The organism is Croceimicrobium sp., assembly GCF_965228705.1.
Classification (GTDB): domain Bacteria; phylum Bacteroidota; class Bacteroidia; order Flavobacteriales; family Schleiferiaceae; genus Croceimicrobium.
The window spans coordinates 2,530,643-2,550,865 of the sequence record NZ_OZ245832.1; the positions used below are offsets into that span (position 1 = coordinate 2,530,643).

Genomic DNA, 20,223 nt, shown 5'->3' on the forward strand with positions numbered 1-20,223 from the left:
TGCGCCAAGCAAATAGAGGCGAAAAGCCCAATATTTAGAGCCACTCCGGGCGGCTTAATTCGTAACTTAGGCTTTTCTCCAAGCCTTATCATACATGTATACTCGTGAAGAGCTGTGTAAAGTAAAACAGCGTAAGGATTTAGTTCAGATTGCCGAGCAAAATGAAACTGATCTCAGTAAAATCATTCGCAATCAACGTTATGAAGAAGAACTGCGCCTGCTGCAAACCGAATTGGTGAATTTGCAGCGTTGGGTAGCCAAGAAAAAGCTGCGAGTAGCGGTGCTCTTCGAAGGTCGGGATGCTGCCGGCAAAGGTGGTTCGATTAAACGCTTTGTAGAACATCTCAATCCGCGTTCCATGCGGGTAGTAGCCCTTTCTAAACCCACCGAGGTAGAGAGCGGGCAATGGTATTTCAGGCGTTATATTAAGGAGCTCCCCAATCCGGGTGAGATCGTATTCTTTGACCGTTCCTGGTACAACCGAGCGGTGGTAGAACCCGTAATGGGCTTTTGCAATACCGAGCAGTACGATCGTTTTATGGTGCAAGTACCCGGCTTTGAGCACATGCTCTATGAAGATGGGGTAATCCTGATTAAATTTTGGTTTTCCATTTCCAAAGTGGAACAAAAGAAGCGCTTTAAATCGCGGATGAAAAACCCTTTGAAGCAATGGAAATTTTCACCGGTGGACATGAAGGGGCAGGAATTATGGGATCGCTATACCCATTATAAGGAGCAGATGTTTTCCAAGACCCACACCACTTTTAGTCCCTGGATTATTGTAAAAACCAATAATAAGCGGGAAGCGCGTTTGGAAAGCATTCGCTATGTACTCTCGAAATTTCCCTATCAGGATCGAAGGACCAAAAGCCTTACTACCATATTACCAGATCCCAATGTAGTTGCCCGCTATTACCGACATATTGAACAAATTGACATCTGATGAGCCCAAAAGAAAAAGAAATCATGGCCTTGAGTGATGCCGACCTCGAATTGCTCAATTCTCCTCTGGGATTAAAATACCTTTTTGCGGATAAGAAAACGGATGTATTGAAAGCCCTGCGTTTGGCTCATTATGAGCAGCGTTTGCGGGAATTGCAGGCCGAATTAATTAAGCTGCAAGAGTGGGTAATTGGTCAACAAAAAAAGGTAGTCATCCTTTTTGAAGGTCGGGATGCAGCTGGCAAAGGTGGCGCTATTCGCCGTATTGCCGCCCATATCAATCCTCGGCATTATCGCATTATCGCCTTACCGAAACCTACAGAAGAAGAGGCCGGTCAATGGTATTTCCAGCGTTATGTGAACCAATTACCCAAACCCGGGGAAATGGTATTCTTCGATCGATCCTGGTATAACCGAGCGGTGGTGGAACCAGTAAATGATTTTTGTACAAAAGAGCAATATGAAACCTTTATGGGCCAGGTAAATGACTTTGAAAGGATGCTGCAAAGCTCAGACACCTACCTCATCAAATTTTACTTCTCCATCACCAAAGAGGAGCAAGCCCGTCGATTTGCCGATATTAAAAGCAGCCCCCTAAAACGTTGGAAGATGACAGTTGTTGATGAAGCGGCACAAGGTCTCTGGGATGAATACACCCGATATAAGGAACGGATGTTTAAGGAAACACATACCGAGAATGCCCCCTGGATCATTATTCAAGCTGATCAAAAAACCAAAGCCCGACTGGAAGCTTTGGAGCATGTTTTGAAATCCTTACCTTACCAAGCAACAGGGAACTAGAGGACGCAAATTTTAAAAATCTTAGCCATGATTAAAGCTCGCATCTTTCTCCTCTGCCTCAGTTTAGGTCTCTTATCCTGTAAAAAAGAGGAAGAAACTTCTTATTTAGAAAAATACACGGGTACCTATATCGGTGGTGGTTTAGTAGGTGGTGGTAATGTTATTACTGGAAGCAGTTATAAATATTCGGATGCTATTGTAAAAATTAGCAAGGGCTCTGGAGACTCTAGCCTTAACTTTAGAATTGACTACGATTCTCGAGATGTTTATATCCTTAAGGATATTAAAATCCATAGTTCAGGAGAGGGCCTCTACGATTGGGATGGCGGTAGCCTGTATGGTTATTTAGAGTATCACTTTGATGGAGATTCTCTGCATTTTACCCATAATCAAAATGCAGGTCAGGGCGCCTGGAACCGACGTTATTTTGATGGTAGGCGATAGTTGAAAATGGAAACTGGCTCACCAAAAATTTATTTAATCAGTGGCTTGGGAGCCGATGAAAGGGTGTTCAAGCTCTTAAAGCTGGATTATCCTTCGATTCCTATTCCCTGGATTCCTCCCAAAAAGAAAGAAAGCCTTGGTGCTTATGCTAAACGCCTGTCGGAGGCTATTGATCCCCATGAGCCCTTCATTTTAATCGGCCTAAGCCTCGGGGGCATGATTGCCGTTGAGATGAACTATTATCTTAATCCCCTTGCTACCATTTCCATTTCATCCATCGTTTGCAGTGAAGATTTGCCAGGCTATATTCGAAAGTTACTCCGTTCGGGCCTGGTACCCTATTTACCCGATTGGGGTTTTCAGCATTTTCCTTCGTCTATCATGGCCTTCATTTTTGGGAGTTCGGAGCGGAAACTCTTGAAAGCGATCATACGAGAGGGGGATCCAAGCTTTATTAAATGGGCTCTGGAAGCACTTGGTAAATGGGAAAACCAAATGGTTCCGAAAAGGCTCGTTCAAATTCACGGAAAGCAAGATCGGGTGCTGGCCTTTAAGCAAAGAAGCCAAGCACCCAAACTGCTTAATGGTGGTCATTTAATTGTGTACGACCAGGCGAATGCGGTAAGTGATTGTATAAGACAATCGCTAGCTGAATTGTTAACCTTAAAAAGGGTCTAAGCCTGTTCTATCAATTCCCAAACTTTGGCATTATACTGCTCTGCCGAAATCCCTAATAAGCGCTCCAGCTTTTGATAAAATTTGGCATTGCCTTTTTCTCTTGGGCCGATATTCAAAAACTCCCAAACGCCTTCAAAGCCATGTTTAGCTTCAATTTCCCGAACCAGCAGTGCACACACTATATAGTCGGCTGAATTGCGATGCTCACCCGTTTGAAAGTACTGTGGTTTTTCTTTAAGCTCTCGCCAGTCCATACTTGGATCAGAAGCAATCTGTGCTTTAAAGGCCTTTAGGATTTCATCCCATGTATATCCCCAACTACCTCCATAGAGGTAGGCACAGCCTTCATCAACGGAATGATCTACCGCCCGACGGGAGATCACCATACTCAGGCGTGCATGCCATAAATCATGGGGATCAAAATTCTCGAAGCTGGCATTATCATTAGCCAGGGCCATAATTTTAATACCCGCTTCATTAACAGCCCAAACACTAGAATTATAGCCATTATAATCAATCTTATAAGTGAGGCCCAGCAATCGCTCCATGGAAATTAAATTCTCACAGCAGTAAACAATATTCGCCTTGTTCTCGGATTTCAAGTTGCCATCAAAGCGAGTGCTTAATTGATCGTATTGAATGGCGTGGGCTTCATTGAGGCTATCTTGATAAAAGAACTGGCTTTTGCCGACCTTAAACTCCTTCCAATGTCGGGTATTGCGTTTTAGAGGCGAGGCAAATTTGAATTGATCTTTATCCGGATGGGCTATGAGATCAAAGCTGGCGCGCAGGATGGAAGTATCTCCCTTTTGGCCGAAATAGGAAATTTGCAACCAATACTGCCCCTCCTCTAGGGGAGCAACATTGCAAAGCTGGGGCTGATAGAAATGTTCATCATTAAAAGAAGAACTGGCTTCTATGCCTTTAAACTCATCCAGTAATAAATAGGTTTCTAATTTCTCCGCTGGTAAAACATAGGTATTGGCCGAATTCTCCGATTGACTAGCTTCTAAAAACCCTTCTAAAGACTGAATCAAATGACTGGCCTCAAGGCTGTCTTTGGGTAAGCGAATTCCGGGGTTTATCTGAAGATCACGGGCCTGCGCTCCTAAAACCAGGAGGGTAAAAAGTAGGGGATAAAATCGCATCATAGATTAATTTTTTGTTCACCGCATAGCAGCGAAAAAGGTGCCAGTCAAGGACTTAGACCCAGCCATTATGTTGAAGAGAATGAAGACTGAGGGAAAGAGGAGAATTTGACATTATTCGAAATAGAGTAAAAAAAGCGCCCAAGATCCAGTTGAAATTAAGCGACTCAAGGAAGCTCAAAATTTGATCCTAATAGCAGAGCCAATGCAAGTTTCAGCCATGAAACCCTTGATCTGGTTTAGGGCTTGGGAGGCCGAGTTTTTTGCGTAGTGTTAATTTATTATTAACTTGAGGTTAATTCAGTATTAACAAATCCAGGATTATGGCCAATAAGGTGTTTAAAGAAAAGCAGCAATACTTATCAATTAAGTCCAAATGGATAGTTAGCAGCATCCTGCTCTTACTATGCATTGTGCTGCTTCGCCTTTACCTCAGTCCATCTATTAAATTTCAAGCTATGGACTTGCTCCCAGGGGCGATTGCCGTAGTACTTTGCCTGGCCCTAATTTGGTTCCTTAGCCATTTACGCTTAAAAACCTCCATTAGCAAAAAGGGAATAGAATATAAAATGATGCCCTTTCACCATAGTAAACGAATCATCCACTGGGACGAGATTAGCTTTATCCGGATTGTTTCCTTTCCTCGTTTAAGTAGCTGGCAAAAATCCTATAACCATTACTTACTCCAAAAGAAGTTCACCTTTTCGGGGCGCAATGGAATGAGTGTAGAAACCAGCTGGGGTGAAAGGATATTTATTGGTTCTGGCAAAGTTGACGAATTGCGAAAGGCCATTAAAAAGGCCGTAAAACATTATAAACTGCTGGAAGAGAATAAAACGGATCTCCATTAAAACCTTACCGAAATGAGGGTTTTAAGTATCCCTCAAGGGGCCAGTTGTCTTCGGATTAGAAGTATCAAAAGCCAAGCTCCAAAAAACAAAGCCAAAAGGTTTGGCAGGTCATTTAGCCAAAAGCCTGTAGTTGCCATTTCAGCATCCGGTCTTTTGTTTAGTAAATCCCAAAAAGCCAGCCAGCTAAAATGCAGGTAGAAGTAAGAAGCAGCAAACAAGGTCAACATACCTTCGGACTTACCCAATTTCTTTAAGCGAGGCCCCCAAAGTTGAAAAAGAAACAGGCCCACCAGGAATAGCATCATTATTGGAATCAATAGCCCAAAACCCATGTTTTGTAGGCCATCCGCCAAAACAAATATGAAGTAGACTTTGGAGAGAATGGCGTATAGTCCAAGGATTGTAAGTAAAAGTTTTAGCGATCGATACATTGGGAGCACATTAAGTTAAATCCCTGGCCACAAAACTCTTCCGATATACTTAAAGCCGTCGATGATGAAGATCACCTCATATCCCGAGCTTATGCTATTTAGCTTTAAATACAACCTTTCCCGATCTAATGATCGATATATTCCTACCATTTGAAACTTAGCGCCAAAAGAATCACGCAATAAGGGATCATATAAGTCGGAATAAGCGGCCTTAGGAATAGCAATTTTGCGATTATGTATTACACAAGTCAAGTCTACCAACTTAGTCGCTGGTGTATCAATATCATAGCTACCATAGTAAACCAAACTATCAATCTTGTACAGTACCCTAACATCAGATTTCAAGGTTTCGTATTCGAGCAAATGTTCCTCAGGCTTAAAAGCTCTATCCGCTAAGACAATAGATAAACCTTCTGCACTTAAGCTGATCACCGAATCATTTACCATTAAGTCCAGTTTCGGTGATTCCAAGCCAATGGAATCACAATCCACAGATACCTTATAAAATATAGAATGGGTTTCGATGCAGCTTAGCTCCTCTTCGTAGCTTGGCCATAGGGAAGGATCAAAGTCGATTTTCCGGCTTTGTGCCTTCAACAAATTGGTCTGAAAAAGGACACAAAGGATACAGAACAGCCCTGTTCTAATGGGGTAAACAAATCGTGCATTTGATTTCATCATTGGGAGCATCAAGATAAAGCCTTAAAACAGTATCATTCTTAAAGTTCGGCTGAAATTCTAATCCCGCAAATGAGCGGCAAATTCCCTCAAAGCTAAAACCTGCTTCTTCAAGGCTTCGTTTTGAATACATTTTGCGCTGGCACTAAAAAAGTCCTCAAAGCTTTGTGGACTTTCTAAATAGTATTCAGACACCTTATCCCCTTCCATTATGAAAACCAAAATAAATACGTCCGAAGCTGATCCGTAAATCTCCTTCATACTAGGCTCAGGTATTTCCTGCTCCACTAGTTTTCGCTTTATTGAATCGAATTCTGATCTGGAAATCGAATAAAAATATCGATTCTGTCCCGCATAAGTCTGCGTGGTTTCAATCAAGCTATCTCCGACAATTAGCTCGATCATAAAGCTTCTATCCTGAATCTTCGAATGTGGTCGTATTTCAATTTTCTGGCTATTAGCGGAAAAGCCCATAAAAGTGACAGAGACCAGGAGCAAGCAGAACTTAGTATGAAAGTTATTCAGGGACACAGTTACCTATTTTATCTTACAAATGCGCTCTCAAAATACAATGAAATCAGGGCTTCTCAGATGGTTTAAATTGATAGTTCTTGAACAAACTCCAGTCTTCCCAGTACAGTTTATCCCAACCTTCAAAATAGAGTGAATCGAGATAAACATCTACCTCGTTTAAATTACATTTTTGCTCATTTAGGAGCACAGGACTTTTAGGGTCAAAAACTTCATATGCACTAATCTTGAAGATAGGAAATTCATCAAACAGCAATAGCATTGTATCTGCATCTTTTGCGATAGCGAATGGATAGAAGTCTTCATTCCTTACATTAAAACACAAGCTTTCCTCATTCAAGTAGTTACAGGTCCTACACAAAAGGTTGGTATCCATAAAGACGGTCCAGCCCATAAAAGAGTAATGAGTCATACGCATATATTCATATGACTTCAATTCAGTTTTTTGAAGCATTTTAAAAATCAATATGTCACTATCTTCCTCCGAATAATGCTGCAAAACAATAAAGGCAGATTCAGAACCGATGCTTTCACATATCTCTAAGCTGACAAAATCCTTTAGTAAGGAATCTACCTCTATCGCTTTAGAAGCCCCAAAAGCATCTGGAGTCAGGCCTAGTAAAAACAGTACTAAAAGGAAGCTCACAGCCTTATCCCGTTTCATTCTTAATGATCAAATTCAAGTAATCTAAAGCCATCTAGCACATTATAGCTAAGGCTCAAGGGGTTCTAAAAGGTATATTTTTTCAAGCTTTTCAGGAAGCAGACGATTGATCTGTTCAAATAAGCGGTTGGTGGATGGCAATCCGACATTATTTAGATAAACAAAGTTCAAAGTGTTTTGGTCGCGCAATACCACCTTCCAAACAAATCCATCGATCATATTAGCATCATAATACATCTTTAAACCCTTCAATGCATCACGATGTTTTTCTAGCTCTCCCCATTCATCCTCAGTAATATTGGAGCTATAGATCATGCCCTCATCAGTCCACTCTTCAATGCGTCTGGATCTGATTATGTAGGTCAGTCCCAGATCCTTTCCCGCTAGATTGATTTGCTTAATACTAATTTCCAGGGCCTCTCGTGAAGTTTTACTTTGGTGAAATGATCCACAGCTGGTGAATATCATACTAAGTAGCAGAGAAAAATTTACTATGATGTGCTTGGCCTTATTCATATTCCAATATTAGGCAAAGCCTTTATGGCCTATGAGATTTAAGCTGAAATTAATCCACATAAACCTTCTGCGTCTCCCCATTTAGGAGCAATTCCTTGGTCCCAAATAAATCAATCAAAAAGGCAAGCTCCTCGGCATCTGGAGCTTTTTCATATTGAAGAATTAGGTAATCGGCACTCAATTTACCTCCGTAAAAAAGCATTTCAAATATTCTGCAATCTTTCTCTATCTCAATCTCCTTTAAATACAATCTCTCAATCTTAACATCAGACACAAAGGCCGAATAGGCCCAAAGATCAGCAAGGCTGGCCTCGGTTAAATATAGATTTTGAATGCTGTGATTAAAGAATAGAAGCTCAGGTAAAAAACTAATCATTTCGCCATTTAACTCCAAGGTTTCCAGCTGATCCATTTTCTCAAATAATGATCCCAGTTGTTTTAAGTTCTTTGATGGTTTCAAAAACCTTAAGCACTTTAACCCCTCTGGAATAAGGGAATAATCAAAATTTGCAGGAAGCCTGAAGTCAATTGCCAGGATGCGGATATTGCTATCCGCGAAGCTTTCCAGCTCTGAAAGACTCTTAAGGCATATTGAATCCCCTTGAGCCAGGGTCGGAATTCTCAGCACTAAGCTAATTAATACTATTGCTAAGCCCGCTTTTCTTCTTATTGATTGCATTGACGATTTTAGTTTACCGTCTTGATTGGAGCCCTAATTTAAAGGATTAGATCTATTCCCTCCCTTTCCCTAGCAATTGGGAATAAACGAATCTCTGGGCCTAAGACGCGAAGTATCTATGTCCCCAATAAATACCCTTTTTTGCGCCACTTTTCCTTGAGCTTAATGGGCTCATAGTCCGGGCGTTCTTCGATAGGGACATAGTCCACCTTTAATTGCTTGCAATATTCTTCAATTGCGGGAAGGCCTAATGCCTTTCTTCTTTGATTGAGATTCGCCTCATCGGCAATGGGGTATAAACTAAGCTTCTGCTGTGAGAGAGCTTCTCCTGAATTAGCCGATCGCCCCGCCTGAGTACCAAAGATTTGCACACCCTCTTTATTTACTAAGAAGCGATCTACCATAAGTGCGGCCTTGGCTTTATCCGCTTCACCAGCCATGGCGACCTCAATAAAAAGTGGCAAGCACTTCTTTAAAATCTTGGGAGGACTGTGTTGGATTAAAAAGAAACAGGCCTCTCCAGCCTTTTCGCCTACCTCTGAATTTCGCGGCCATCCGATTTCCTCGATGATCTCCAACAAGGCATCCCGGCGCTCCTCCCTCTGTTCGCGGATCAGTTCCATTTGGGAAGGAGTAGGCGGATGTTCCATGGACCTTAGCGGCTTAATTTCCTGCTCTTCATCCAAATACCATGACCATATTTTATAACCCATCTCCGCTTTAACCGCTTCGGGGTATTGCCCTTGATATTGCTCCTGAAGCAAACGATCCAGCTCTGGACCGTATTTATCCTTAAGCGCTTTAAAGGCGGCATCATAATACACCACATCCCGACCCGCTCCCTTCTCAATTGCTAATTCCAATTGTTGAAAGGCTTGCTCCAAAGCATCCTGATGGGCATAAGAACGTGCAGAACTTAAATAAGCTGAATATGCGAGGCTATCTTGTCCTGGCTCTGATAGACCGGAGCTAGCAGACTTCGCTAAACCAGACTCCTGAGCCTTGAGACCAAGACCTATTCCTATAAGCAAGCACAGCAAGGCCAAGGACCTCAATGCCTCATTTTTCTTCGTTCTCTTCATCTTTCTTGAGAGGTTTGCGTTCAAAGATCTTTTTAAGATTGTGGAAGAAGCGCTCTATTAATCTCAGATCATTTGTTTTGATTTCCAGCAAGCCATTCATTTCCGGTCTAAGCTCCAAAGCCTGGGTATCTTTTGCATTAGGGTAATTAAGTATTTCAACTACCACTCGATAGCCTTCTTCGGTTGGCAATTCACTTATCGTGGTCACCTTTCCTTTAAGCGCCCCAAATTCCTGCCAATTGTAATTATCTAATTTGAGGTTTGCTTCCTGTCCTATTTCTACCTTACCATAGTTTGAAGGAGGAATAATAGCGGAAACATAATATTGCTGATCTTCTGGAATAATCGCTAAAAGCGGCTCCCCCGCGAGCACTGTGCGCCCTTCAAATAAATCAACCAAAAAATTAATAGTCCCATGCGTATTTCCCAGGATAATATTGGATTGCTCCCAATTGGTCATTTCACTTTTTAAAGTGGCTACCGCCTGATTTAACTCAATCATGAGTTCGCGACGCTCCTTTTGCAGCTCGTATTCCAGTTCCGACAATTGCCGTTTATAATCGGCGGTAGTAACCTTATACTGACCTTTTGTTTGTTTCGCATTTTCCAGGGCCGAAAGCTTGCTTCGATAGGCGCTTTCCATGTCCATGAAATCTACTTTCGAGTAAACCCCTTGCTTAAACAGCTTTTTATCTGCCTCATGTTTTTGTTCGGCATTTCGTAATTCGCTCCTGGCAATTCTAACCTGACTTTCGGCGATGGACACCAGGTTTTCGTAATTGCTGATCTGCTCCTTTAAATTTAACAATCGCATGCTGTCTATGCTACGACTATTTAATTCCTGGATGGCTAAATAAGCAGAGCTAAGTCGATTGAAGCTGGCTTGCAAAAGACCAAAATTCCGATTGGTATCAATTTCCAATTGCAAGTCTTTCGGAAGATCTGTTCGGGCGGAAACCGAATCGAATTGGGTCAGAAAAATTTGCAGGTAGCTATATTCTTCGGCCGACATCGGATTTTCAAAAGACAGCAAGGCCTCGCCTTTTTGCACCTTCTGCCCATCCTGCACAAATAGCTTGTTTAAGCGACCGTTTACCAGGCTGGATTTCAGAACCACCGGATTCTCTGCCTTAACTGTGGCCTTGCCGGAAATAATATCCGGATAACGAACAAACCAGGAGGCCAGTAAAACCAGAATCAAAACAACAAAAACGGAAGTTACCCCCCAGCTTAACAACCAATGGGGCGGCTTATTTATAATATCATTTACCACAAAAGAGCGCAGGGCTTGCTCCTCTAGCGAGCTTTTTTTCTCCTTCTGGATTTGATCTCTTACTTCTTCCACAGTTTAATGTTTGGGTCTATACCCCTAATTCAAGTTGGTTCTTCACCAATTCATAATAATGTCCACGTTTGGCACTGAGCTCTTCATGAGTACCAGCTTCTACAATACGTCCTTCATCCAAGACTAAAATCTGATCCGCATTTTTAACGGTACTCAATCTATGGGCAATAATTACCGCCGTCCTTCCTTCAAGGAAATGATTCAAATTCTCAATGATCACCTTTTCATTATTGGCATCTAAGGAAGAGGTCGCCTCATCAAAAAAGAGGTAATCCGGATTTTTATAAACCGCTCTAGCAATTAAAATTCGCTGTTTTTGCCCGGTGCTTAAGCCCAAACCTTCGGCACCAATCACGGTGTTTAAGCCACTGGGAAGCTGCTCTATCAGCGCTTCGATATTGGCAACTTTAATCGAATGCAGTAGTCTGGAGGTATCAGGATAATCCACTCCCACCGCGATATTCCCGGCAATGGTATCCGAAAAGATAAAGCCCTCTTGCATTACTGACCCCACCTTATCCCGCCAATGCGAAGGTTCTATAGTTGAAAGAGGTAAAGCTCCGACTCTGATTTTCCCATTTTCGGGCTCATAGAATTTAAGCAGCAGCTTCATCAGAGTAGTTTTTCCGCTCCCACTGGTTCCCACAATAGCCGTTGTTTTCTTCGCCGGAATAGTGACTGAAATATCCTTAAGCACCAAAGCATTTCCCGCTCCGGTATAGCGAAAGGAAACCTGCTCTAGTTTTAAATCATCGATGCTACCATTGAGGTGCACGGCCATATCCTTAAGCTCATGTCCCTCATCTTCCTTGGCATGTATTTCACTGAGGCGATCGAGAGAAATACGCGCATCTTGTAATTGCTGAATAAACAACACCAATTGGTTTAGCGGCGCATTTAGCTGACCAATGATATAGCTTATGGCCAGCATCATCCCTAAGCTGATTTCCCCGCGAATTACCAGCATGGCCGACAAAAAGGTCATTACGATGTTCTTCAACTCATTGATCAGCGCCGAACCACTACTTTGCGTTTGTTGAAGAGACAGGTTTTTAATGCTAATCTTATACAAAGAAGCCTGCAAATTCTCCCATTTCCATCTTTTCTGGCGCTCAGCATTATGCAGTTTAATTTCCTGCATGCCATTAATCAGTTCCATGATTACACTCTGGTTTTCGCTAAGCTTGCCGAACTGTTGAAAATCAAGGTCTCTTCTTCTTTTAAGAAAGAGTAAAATCCAGCCCGCGTATAAGGCGCTACCCAATAAAAAAACTCCGGCAATCCACCAATTATACCAGGCCAAAACCCCGCTAAAGATGATAAAGGTGAAAATGGAAAATAAAGTATTGAGGGAGGTCCCGGTAAGGAATTGTTCTATGCGTTTATGATCGCCTATTCGCTGCATTAAATCACCCGTCATCTTCACATCGAAGTAGTTAATGGGCAGCTTCATGAGTTTGATGAAAAAGTCGGAGATCAGAGCGATATTGATGCGTTGACTGATATGCAATAGAATCCAACCCCTTATTAATTCCACTGAGGTACGGCCCAGGAAAAGCATTAACTGGGCAATCAGAATTAGGTAGATGAATTGGATATTCTGATTTTGAACCCCAACGTCAACAATACTTTGGGTGAGGAAGGGGAAGAAAAGCTGCAATAAGGAAACGGTTAAGAGGCTCAGGAAGAGCTGGAACACCAATTTCCGGTAGGGTCGCAGATAGCGAAACAAGAAAGCAAAGCCTTGCTTATCGGTTTCCAAATTATCGGGATCGGTTTGATCCTGATAAAATTCGGCTTTGGGCTCTACTAAAAGCGCTATCCCCTCTGGCTCAGTAGTACTGCCCGATTGCTGCCAGGCGGAAGTGAAATCCTCACGATTGAGTTTAATTAATCCATGTGCCGGATCCGCAAGATGAAAGACCAGGTCCTCATTCTTCCCACTAATTTTATACAGAACCACGAAGTGATTTCGATTCCAGTGCAATATGGCCGGAAAGGGAGCTTCTTCCTGCAGTTTCTGCAAGGTAATTTTCACTCCTAATGAACCTAAGCCCATTTTTTCGGCCGCTTCACTTAAACCCAATAAGGAAGAACCCATTCGGGTAGTCTTACAAAGTTTAATCAACTTTTGTAGAGGTACTGCTTTGCCGTAGTACTCACTAATCATGGCCAGGCAAGCCGGACCACAATCCTTTTCATCCCTTTGCCTGATTGGATTTAGGCGTTTTGCCATATACGCTGATTTAGGGATGTAATTTTGTCTTCGTCTATACTAAAACCCTGCTCATTTGAGATCACGCCACATTCCTCCAAAGACAAGAAGCCGGGTTCATCATTCCATTTGCTGATATATGGATTGTAGTTGCATGGGCTGCTATGATACCATTGCTCATTCCCACGATTTTTAGGCACTCGATTGTCAACACACATATATCTGAACTCACAATCTTTGCAAATGTCCACTTTCGACTTTGCTACCTGATCCAGGGAACCCATCCCCGGTAAATTCAAAATTTCCTTAGGCCTATTAATTTCATGTAGATTCCCGAATACCTCTGCACATTCAGGCGCATTTCTTAGTTCTCCTTTGCTATTGATGTATAGCTTCTTATTGAAATAGCTATGATGAGATTGAGCCTCAATAAATAATTCCATATCCACTTTAAAGCTGTAGCGATTAACCAGACAGCGATTGGGATCATAAAATAAGGGGCTTCGTGATCGGATGTAAAAATGCGCTTTTCGTTCATCCAGATAATCCACTCCATCGGTATCGGCCCCGTGAGCGATAAACATGGAAACACGAGGGTTTTCATACAGTAAGTCCCTCAAAAATTCGGTATCAAAGGCTTCAGAAAAGGGAAAGGCTACTTCCAATGCTTTCACTGTAGAACCTTCAAATGCTTTTAAGGTCTTGCTTAAGCTTGATTTTAGATCCTTTCCCGAGAAACGAAGGTGCATGGCTTTGATATTCAGCTCCTGAACACAATTTAAAATCACTGGCAGAAGCTCCTCTTCTACATCCCAGATAATATTGCTGAAATAGCTGGGCGATTGCCATTCTAAGTTTAAAGGCGGAAAGAAATCCGGAGTTTCCGTCCAAAACCCAAATTCCTTCTCCATCATAAACTGAAAGTATTCCAATGGATATATCCCTTTGGGCTGCAGTGATTCTTCAATTTCCGCTTGGCTTTTACCCTCGCAAAACTCCAGGAAACCAATAAAGCTATTGGGGATCATAAAATGTGCCTTGCGACCTAAATCATATAAAACGCCGCGATTATGGCCTTTTACCGGAAAAATGTCCGCAAATCGTTTAAAACGGGCTAAACTCATCGATTGAGAATAATCGGTTTGTAAAAGGATTTCAACTGATAGGACTCGGTTTGGTGCAGGTCTGAGGAGGCCCATTTACCATAGGCACTATAGCTGGGCTCCTGTAGATTTCGATAGGCAGGGCTAATTAAGGCTTCACTAATTTTTAAATCTTTCACTAGTATAGATTATTCGCTGCGATAAATTCGGCGAGTTCTTTTTCCAAATGATAATTGCAGGGATTCGATACCATTCCAAATTGCCCTTGAGGGTTCACTTCAAAAAAGATGAAGTCATTATTGGCATCTACGGCAAAATCCAATGATCCCCAATTGAGGTCGCAAGCTTTCATAAAGCTTCGAATTCGGTTCTCCATTTCTCGAGGGAGTTGGAAGGGAATCGATCGATTGCGATTTTTCAGATTGTAATTTCGAAAATCCACTTTCGTTTGTTCCGAAGACTGACTAAATATGGCCATTGACCAGCATGTACCATTGAGGTAAAAGGTTCTGATTTCGTATTGCTTCTCTACCAATTTCTGGAAGAGGCTAAAGTGAAACACTTTCGGCAAGCCCTCTACTTCCTCAAGGCTAATTGTACGCGTGTAGGACAGTTTGGGTTTTTGTATTCCTTCGGGATCATAAAAAGTATAGGGATGAGCCAAAGGCTTGGTAATCACCGTACCCTGCTGTTCGATGAATTTGCGTAAATCTTCACGGTTATTACTGATTAGGGTTTCCGGGATCTGGAGACCATGTTGTAGAGCATAATTTAACTGCCGTGGCTTTTCCACCGATCTGTAAATGCTGCCCAATTGACCCTGATAGGCTTCCAGGTCGAAAACGGCCAATAGATCGGCCTCCATATTTTTCTCCAGGCCCGGTAAAACGGGATTGGGTTCAAAACGAAGCTTGCTCCAGTTTCGCAACCAATAGGTATCCTTTCTCTCTCCGGCTCTACTGTGGCCCTGAATACCGTAAGACCTGGGTATTGCTCCCTCACCGGACTCCGTAAAACTTTCCGGAAAAATTCTTTTGAAGGGAACATCTGCAAAGTGCAACCAGTCCAGAACCCGGTCTACACTTCCTTCATCTTTCCTTGAATATATTGTTACCATCTCCCCCTATTCCATTAATAAGACCTTCGCATAAACTATGGGATTTGCCACTAAATAATCTTTGCGTTCTTTCAATCTACGCCATCCTTCAAAATCGCCAGGCCTTTGATACCAGCCTAAATAATCTTCGAACTTGCAATGGTGTTCTGCCAGGCAAAAATGATTGATCGGCTCCAAGCGACGCCGTCCGAGGTTGGAAAAGGACTCCAACTCCGGTGTCTCCTCGGGTAACCATTCAATTACAGCATAAAGGCCTTTCGAACTAAATGGAATTCGCAGGGAGTCTAGATCAAAATAGAGCCAGCCTCCTTCATCCTGGCTAAGAGCCCTAATTTCTGAACCGGCTATGATCTTACCTGGCCTTTGATCTGCTGCCTCAGAAACCTCGCAAAAGAAAATTCGGAAAGGATGCTCTCCTTTGGAATGCTCACTTATTAATAAGCCAAAGCGCCAAAGGATGCCTTGCTTTACCTCATCCTCGGGTTCTAATAAAATCGCCGATCGATTACCTGCTCTTCGACAGATGTACAAATCCTCCGACTTGCGATAAGTTCCGGTCTCAAAAAACTCCCCTTCCTCGGGGTCTATCGGAACTACCGTTACTTCGTTCAAATACATGGGATCCGGAGCCAAACGAATGGTATCCACCTGATCCTTAAAATGCAGGGGAAAATCTTGACTGCTGTAACCCATGCAGCTAATGCTGATTTGCGACCCTCGCGGGAAGCCCGACCTAATGATAAAACGCCCCTGAACATCAGTGGCACTGAAATAAAAAGTGCTGTCGCCCAAATAAACCCTAACATTCACATAGGGCAAACTCTCATTGGTACTCTTATCCAATACTAATGCATGATAGGAATGGGACTGTGAAGACAGTTCCAAAGGAATTCCTAAGAGCAGAAGTTGCGAAAGGATAAGATGAAGGAATTTGCGCATAGAATTTTGAAAAAAGAAAATGAGACTATCTAAAAAAAAGATAGCCTCATCTTAATGACTAACTGTACTAACTAGTCTTGTTCCGCTCTGGTATCAGTAGTAGCGTGTAAGCCCCACCAATTATAGCGTTGATAGTAGGTATAGCCATAAGGGTCTTCTACACCTTCAATCACTTTCCACTTACTCCAGGCACCTCCTTGAAGGGCCATCATTTCTTCAGAGGATAATGAATTGAATTTGTTACTGTTTAAAGATTCCATATTGTTATTTTTTACAAATGATTAAAAAGAAATTAAAAACAGCTTGATCCTAGGTATGATCTACTTCTTGTTTGTAATCATCACCAAACAAACGTCTAAAACCAGAGTCTTGGTAATACATTACTGCGGTATTTCCATCCGCATCAGAAACGTGCCATTGGTAAACCCATTTTCCTCCATTTAGAGACTCCATAGCCTCTGGGCTAAGCGCCTCAAATTTCTTAGAATTTAATGCTTCCATTTAAAACTAAAATTATTAATTCCGCCTACTCTATACTGCTTTTCGGCAAACGCCTTACAAATAAAAGGAGGCAGAGGGACACTATTTGTCCGCCTAAAATAGACATAATTTATTCATTTGAAATCAGGCAATAGCTTTTACGTTTTCGACACCATTTAATATTATAACCTGACTCCCGTAAATGTCCAATCATCCGGTTAATGGTTTTAGTGGAACATTCATACTTTTCTGACATGATTTTAGGAGTCACAATCGACTCTTTTTCAAGTAGTTCTATAATATATGTAAGCCTACTTTGATAGGTCATATAATTCATAAAAATAGGGGCTATAATTGATTAAACTTGGGTTTACAGAAAACATCTTGCATTGTACAAACACCTATAAACCAGAATAAAGTACATTATTATTCGTTTAAAGTTTTGTGTTTCTCAAACGATAAATTTGAACTATAATTCTCTAACTGAAAACAAAATAGAGGCAATAACTATGAATTTACACTCATTGAAATTGAAAATTTATTGCCTTTTAAGCTTATCAGATCTTTATTATTAGAGCTGATCCCTATACTATGAAATGAGAGGAGGGGGAGAAACACCCCAATAAAGCTTGGCTACAATATTGAAATTGTTGCATGGACCAGGAATGAATTTATTCCTGAGTAGATAAAAAGATATTGAAGATGCCCAAAGTTTAGGGCTAGCAGAATGAGAGAATAGAGTACGGCTGTGTTTCATCGCACATTAAATATTAACTCTTTCTTCCCTTGGAAATAAAACTATAAAAATAATTTAACCCGGGCTTTGCATCGAGCAAGAATATTTAATTCTACTTCAATATTTCACCTTATACAGACAATAAGGGGCAAGCATCAGATCATTTTCATTAAGACTTTGCTGTGGTTGACTGGACTGGCACATGTAGAATTAAGTGGCATTTAGAAAAGCCCATTTTCATGCATTATATTGCTCTAGTGTTCCTGTAGAGCAAGGTAGCGTCACACCCTGGATAATTCTCCACTTGTAGCCTTACTGAGGAAAAACCTTGGATGGCGGCGATCTACTCCTTCACAAACTTCAAGTTTTGACCATCCACATTAAGCAAATAAAAGCCTGGAGAGAAGTTATCGATCGGTATCTCCGCTATATCCGCCTCCAGCCTTCCTTCCGCGACCATTTGCCCACTGAAACTGTGTAATTGCCAGAATGAGCCTTTAGGCGCAGATATAATCAAGTGATCACTGGCAGGATTAGGGTAAAGAGCAATGGGTTGGAAGTCTTCCTCTGACAAACTAATATCACTTTCGAATTTAAAGCCAATAGCAGGTCTTAAATTGGTAGCTGCGGTATCTGTACCAGTAATCTTCCTGAAGTCTGAAAAGCGCAGTCCATTATGTTCGAAGCTGGCACCTGTTCCTTCTAGTAAAGAGAGTTCAATGTATTGAGGTACCGTTATACTAATATCTACTTCCATAGTGGTATCCAAAGCATAGTATATTGGATAGTCGATATAGCTCTCATCCTTGACATTAAAGGTTCGAGTAAAATACAAACCGCTTGCAAACTGCAGCTCCACCATAACCTGTTGTGATGAAGCAATCGAGTTTAAACCAATAAAATAAACATTCTGAAGCTGTCTGTTTTTTGTGATTTTCAATTTCTGAGTATACTTGAGATTATTAGGTTCACCCAATACCCTCTGACCGAAACGACTTTCAGGATGACCCGCCCAAGAGTTCCCTCCCCATCGTTCATTGTAGGGAATTGTAAGAGTATCGGTTATATTCGGGCAGGAGTCCAAATGCATATAAGACCAAACATTATAAGTACCTGCTCCAATAATTGGATTCTCATCTTCCAATACGCCATGAAAAGGAATCACATTATTTAACCACCATTGCTGATAAACAGAATGATCGCTCTCGGTGAATTCCATTTCCATTCCATTGGTTGTCATTTGTAAGGGAATGCGGTTGGGCAAATCACCCAATTTGAGGTAAATCGAATCCAGATCTCCTAAACGAGGATGAGTAATATAGAGGTAACCAGATTCAAAGGGATTAAAGTTAATATTTGACTGTGTTGAATCTCCTAATCCAGCTCTAGGCCGCCAGAACAATGAATCTCCCCAAAAATAAGCGTTCAAATCCAAGTTTTGAGCATAGCATGTATAAATGGTATCCTGAGTTTTGTAGATAAATGGTTCTTGTAAAAGTTCCACATTTACATTGATGTATTGCGACAAACTGCCGCAGGTATATAGCCTATAATACAGTCGAAAGTTATAATGCCCCGGACGGTATCGGAAATCATCTAAGGTTGGCTCCCAAAAAAGTCTCTTCCTTATTGTATCCTGAGCTCCTATTGCAGCTCCAACACTTAAGACCGCCGGTTGCTGGAAGCGGCCCTGAAACTGGCCATAAAAGCCCGTGGTATCTGTGACACCCCCTAACCATCCATAAAGAATTTTAGATCCTGATATTGAATAAGCCTCTAAATCAAGACTTAGGCTATCTCCGTAAACCAAAGTTCGAAAAAGAGTATCTCCATGCTGTAAAACCTGAACATTGCTTCCATCTTTATGATTGAAGACCAGGCTGGAGTTTAGAGTAGAATCACCATATTCTAAATAAACCAAGCCCAAAGCATTCATGCTTACCACTTTCCCAGAGTCTACATACACATCATAATCAGTACTTAATAAATAAAAGCCTGTATCTGAACTTTGTCCACGTGCCCTAAAGCTCAAAGTGCCCAATTCTGAATCAAATATGTTTTGAGCATTTAAGGGGTCTTCGGTTTGATCTGGAAGAGGATTAAGACCTGTAAAGCCAGATTCATAAACCGAGTAACTATTTGTGCTGCTTATCTGGGCTAAGTGATAGCGAATTGAATCCACATTCGAAGGTATAAGCGGAACTGAAAAGTCAAGGACCGAAAACTGATCTGTCCGAGCAGAATGCAACATTCTCACTCGCATATTTAAGGTATTAACCGACACCATTTTATACTGATTGCCATTATTGCTTGGGACGGTTGGAATACTAATTCGTGTTCTGATATTTACTCCAGCAGAATCATTTAAATTCTTCATTTCACCCAACAAACAACAAGGTACAATGGCTTCCAAGACCACATCATTTGCATTCAATACATTACCTAGAAATGCATTGCCATGATAAATGTACTCAGTAATCGTCCCATCCGGACAAAGACTGTCGCCCACTGGATGGATAATTGATGTCCCTCGAACTAAATTAAATGACAGAGGACCTGTAATGGTAAAACTGGAATTGTATTGGGCGCTATTTGCACCATTATAGCGGAAAAGATGAAGTTCAAGTTCAATGCTTTTTCCATCATTATAGGTACGGCAATTCAGATAAGCCCCTGCGCCATGGGAGGCTTGTAAACTAGTAGACAAAAAGGCAAAAAGGGCAAAACGAATGAACGCTTTTATGAGCATAGGGTTAAGGTCTTAATATTGAAAAATGGGGCAAAGCGCTCAAAAGTACTAAATCACATTTACCCTTTAAGCTCGAATATTTTCAACTTAGGAA

General features: G+C 41.6%; 23 protein-coding genes. 5 read left to right on the forward strand and 18 right to left on the reverse strand.

What is annotated here, in order from left to right; genetic code table 11:
- Positions 1-94 precede the first annotated feature (94 nt).
- The 4 genes from ppk2 (ACO05P_RS11415) to ACO05P_RS11430 are packed head-to-tail and all read left to right on the forward strand — an operon-like array spanning position 95 to position 2,865.
- On the forward strand, positions 95-943 hold the full coding sequence (ppk2, locus tag ACO05P_RS11415) for a polyphosphate kinase 2 (RefSeq protein ID WP_421750988.1): 849 nt from the start codon (positions 95-97) through the stop codon (positions 941-943).
- A gap of 23 nt (positions 944-966) precedes the next feature.
- On the forward strand, positions 967-1,743 hold the full coding sequence (gene ppk2 / locus ACO05P_RS11420) for a polyphosphate kinase 2 (protein ID WP_421754900.1): 777 nt from the start codon (positions 967-969) through the stop codon (positions 1,741-1,743).
- Between the two features lie 27 nt (positions 1,744-1,770).
- Positions 1,771-2,187: a hypothetical protein gene (locus ACO05P_RS11425; protein WP_421750990.1), complete on the forward strand. Its 417-nt coding sequence runs from the start codon at positions 1,771-1,773 to the stop codon at positions 2,185-2,187.
- Between the two features lie 6 nt (positions 2,188-2,193).
- On the forward strand, positions 2,194-2,865 hold the full coding sequence (locus ACO05P_RS11430; protein WP_421750991.1) for an alpha/beta hydrolase: 672 nt from the start codon (positions 2,194-2,196) through the stop codon (positions 2,863-2,865).
- Here ACO05P_RS11430 and ACO05P_RS11435 read toward each other — a convergent pair.
- On the reverse strand, positions 2,862-4,016 hold the full coding sequence (locus ACO05P_RS11435) for a hypothetical protein (protein WP_421750992.1): 1,155 nt from the start codon (positions 4,014-4,016) through the stop codon (positions 2,862-2,864). The genes ACO05P_RS11430 and ACO05P_RS11435 overlap by 4 nt on opposite strands.
- A gap of 320 nt (positions 4,017-4,336) precedes the next feature.
- On the opposite strand from ACO05P_RS11435, the gene ACO05P_RS11440 reads away from it, so the two are divergent.
- On the forward strand, positions 4,337-4,864 hold the full coding sequence (locus tag ACO05P_RS11440) for a hypothetical protein (RefSeq protein ID WP_421750994.1): 528 nt from the start codon (positions 4,337-4,339) through the stop codon (positions 4,862-4,864).
- Positions 4,865-4,896: 32 nt separating this feature from the next.
- Here the strand turns inward: ACO05P_RS11440 and ACO05P_RS11445 are convergent, their stop codons facing one another.
- The 17 genes from ACO05P_RS11445 to ACO05P_RS11525 form a co-directional block, all read right to left on the reverse strand.
- The gene (locus ACO05P_RS11445; protein ID WP_421750995.1) at positions 4,897-5,295 is read right to left on the reverse strand and encodes a hypothetical protein; all 399 of its coding nucleotides are present in this window, start codon (positions 5,293-5,295) and stop codon (positions 4,897-4,899) included.
- Between the two features lie 15 nt (positions 5,296-5,310).
- Positions 5,311-5,892, reverse strand: a complete 582-nt coding sequence (locus ACO05P_RS11450; RefSeq protein ID WP_421750997.1) for a hypothetical protein — start codon at positions 5,890-5,892, stop codon at positions 5,311-5,313.
- Positions 5,893-6,033: 141 nt separating this feature from the next.
- Positions 6,034-6,261: a hypothetical protein gene (locus ACO05P_RS11455; protein ID WP_421750999.1), complete on the reverse strand. Its 228-nt coding sequence runs from the start codon at positions 6,259-6,261 to the stop codon at positions 6,034-6,036.
- A gap of 289 nt (positions 6,262-6,550) precedes the next feature.
- The gene (locus ACO05P_RS11460; protein ID WP_421751000.1) at positions 6,551-7,168 is read right to left on the reverse strand and encodes a hypothetical protein; all 618 of its coding nucleotides are present in this window, start codon (positions 7,166-7,168) and stop codon (positions 6,551-6,553) included.
- Positions 7,169-7,216: 48 nt separating this feature from the next.
- A complete protein-coding gene (locus ACO05P_RS11465) occupies positions 7,217-7,684 on the reverse strand; it encodes a hypothetical protein (RefSeq protein WP_421751002.1) in 468 nt (155 codons plus the stop codon).
- Between the two features lie 49 nt (positions 7,685-7,733).
- Complete coding sequence (locus tag ACO05P_RS11470) at positions 7,734-8,096, reverse strand: hypothetical protein (protein ID WP_421751004.1); 363 nt, start codon at positions 8,094-8,096, stop codon at positions 7,734-7,736.
- A 383-nt stretch (positions 8,097-8,479) separates the two neighbouring features.
- Positions 8,480-9,445: a DUF6624 domain-containing protein gene (locus ACO05P_RS11475; protein ID WP_421751006.1), complete on the reverse strand. Its 966-nt coding sequence runs from the start codon at positions 9,443-9,445 to the stop codon at positions 8,480-8,482.
- Positions 9,423-10,790, reverse strand: coding sequence for an HlyD family secretion protein (locus tag ACO05P_RS11480; protein WP_421751007.1), 1,368 nt, complete (start codon positions 10,788-10,790; stop codon positions 9,423-9,425). The genes ACO05P_RS11475 and ACO05P_RS11480 overlap by 23 nt, the downstream gene beginning before the upstream one ends.
- Positions 10,791-10,806: 16 nt before the next feature.
- On the reverse strand, positions 10,807-13,026 hold the full coding sequence (locus ACO05P_RS11485; protein ID WP_421751009.1) for a peptidase domain-containing ABC transporter: 2,220 nt from the start codon (positions 13,024-13,026) through the stop codon (positions 10,807-10,809).
- A complete protein-coding gene (gene gwsS, locus ACO05P_RS11490) occupies positions 13,011-14,129 on the reverse strand; it encodes a grasp-with-spasm system SPASM domain peptide maturase (RefSeq protein ID WP_421751011.1) in 1,119 nt (372 codons plus the stop codon). Before gwsS ends, ACO05P_RS11485 begins: the two co-directional genes overlap by 16 nt.
- On the reverse strand, positions 14,126-14,287 hold the full coding sequence (locus ACO05P_RS11495) for a hypothetical protein (protein ID WP_421751013.1): 162 nt from the start codon (positions 14,285-14,287) through the stop codon (positions 14,126-14,128). The genes gwsS and ACO05P_RS11495 overlap by 4 nt, the downstream gene beginning before the upstream one ends.
- Positions 14,287-15,225, reverse strand: a complete 939-nt coding sequence (locus tag ACO05P_RS11500) for a hypothetical protein (protein ID WP_421751015.1) — start codon at positions 15,223-15,225, stop codon at positions 14,287-14,289. Before ACO05P_RS11500 ends, ACO05P_RS11495 begins: the two co-directional genes overlap by 1 nt.
- 6 nt (positions 15,226-15,231) lie before the next feature.
- Positions 15,232-16,164, reverse strand: coding sequence for a carboxypeptidase-like regulatory domain-containing protein (locus ACO05P_RS11505; protein WP_421751017.1), 933 nt, complete (start codon positions 16,162-16,164; stop codon positions 15,232-15,234).
- Positions 16,165-16,235: 71 nt separating this feature from the next.
- On the reverse strand, positions 16,236-16,424 hold the full coding sequence (locus tag ACO05P_RS11510; RefSeq protein ID WP_421751019.1) for a hypothetical protein: 189 nt from the start codon (positions 16,422-16,424) through the stop codon (positions 16,236-16,238).
- Positions 16,425-16,473: 49 nt separating this feature from the next.
- Positions 16,474-16,665, reverse strand: a complete 192-nt coding sequence (locus ACO05P_RS11515; RefSeq protein WP_421751021.1) for a hypothetical protein — start codon at positions 16,663-16,665, stop codon at positions 16,474-16,476.
- Between the two features lie 109 nt (positions 16,666-16,774).
- Entirely contained in the window at positions 16,775-16,981 is a 207-nt protein-coding gene (locus tag ACO05P_RS11520) for an HTH domain-containing protein (protein ID WP_421751023.1), read from the reverse strand.
- A 742-nt stretch (positions 16,982-17,723) separates the two neighbouring features.
- Positions 17,724-20,129, reverse strand: coding sequence for a T9SS type A sorting domain-containing protein (locus ACO05P_RS11525; protein WP_421751024.1), 2,406 nt, complete (start codon positions 20,127-20,129; stop codon positions 17,724-17,726).
- Between the last annotated feature and the right edge of the window lie 94 nt (positions 20,130-20,223).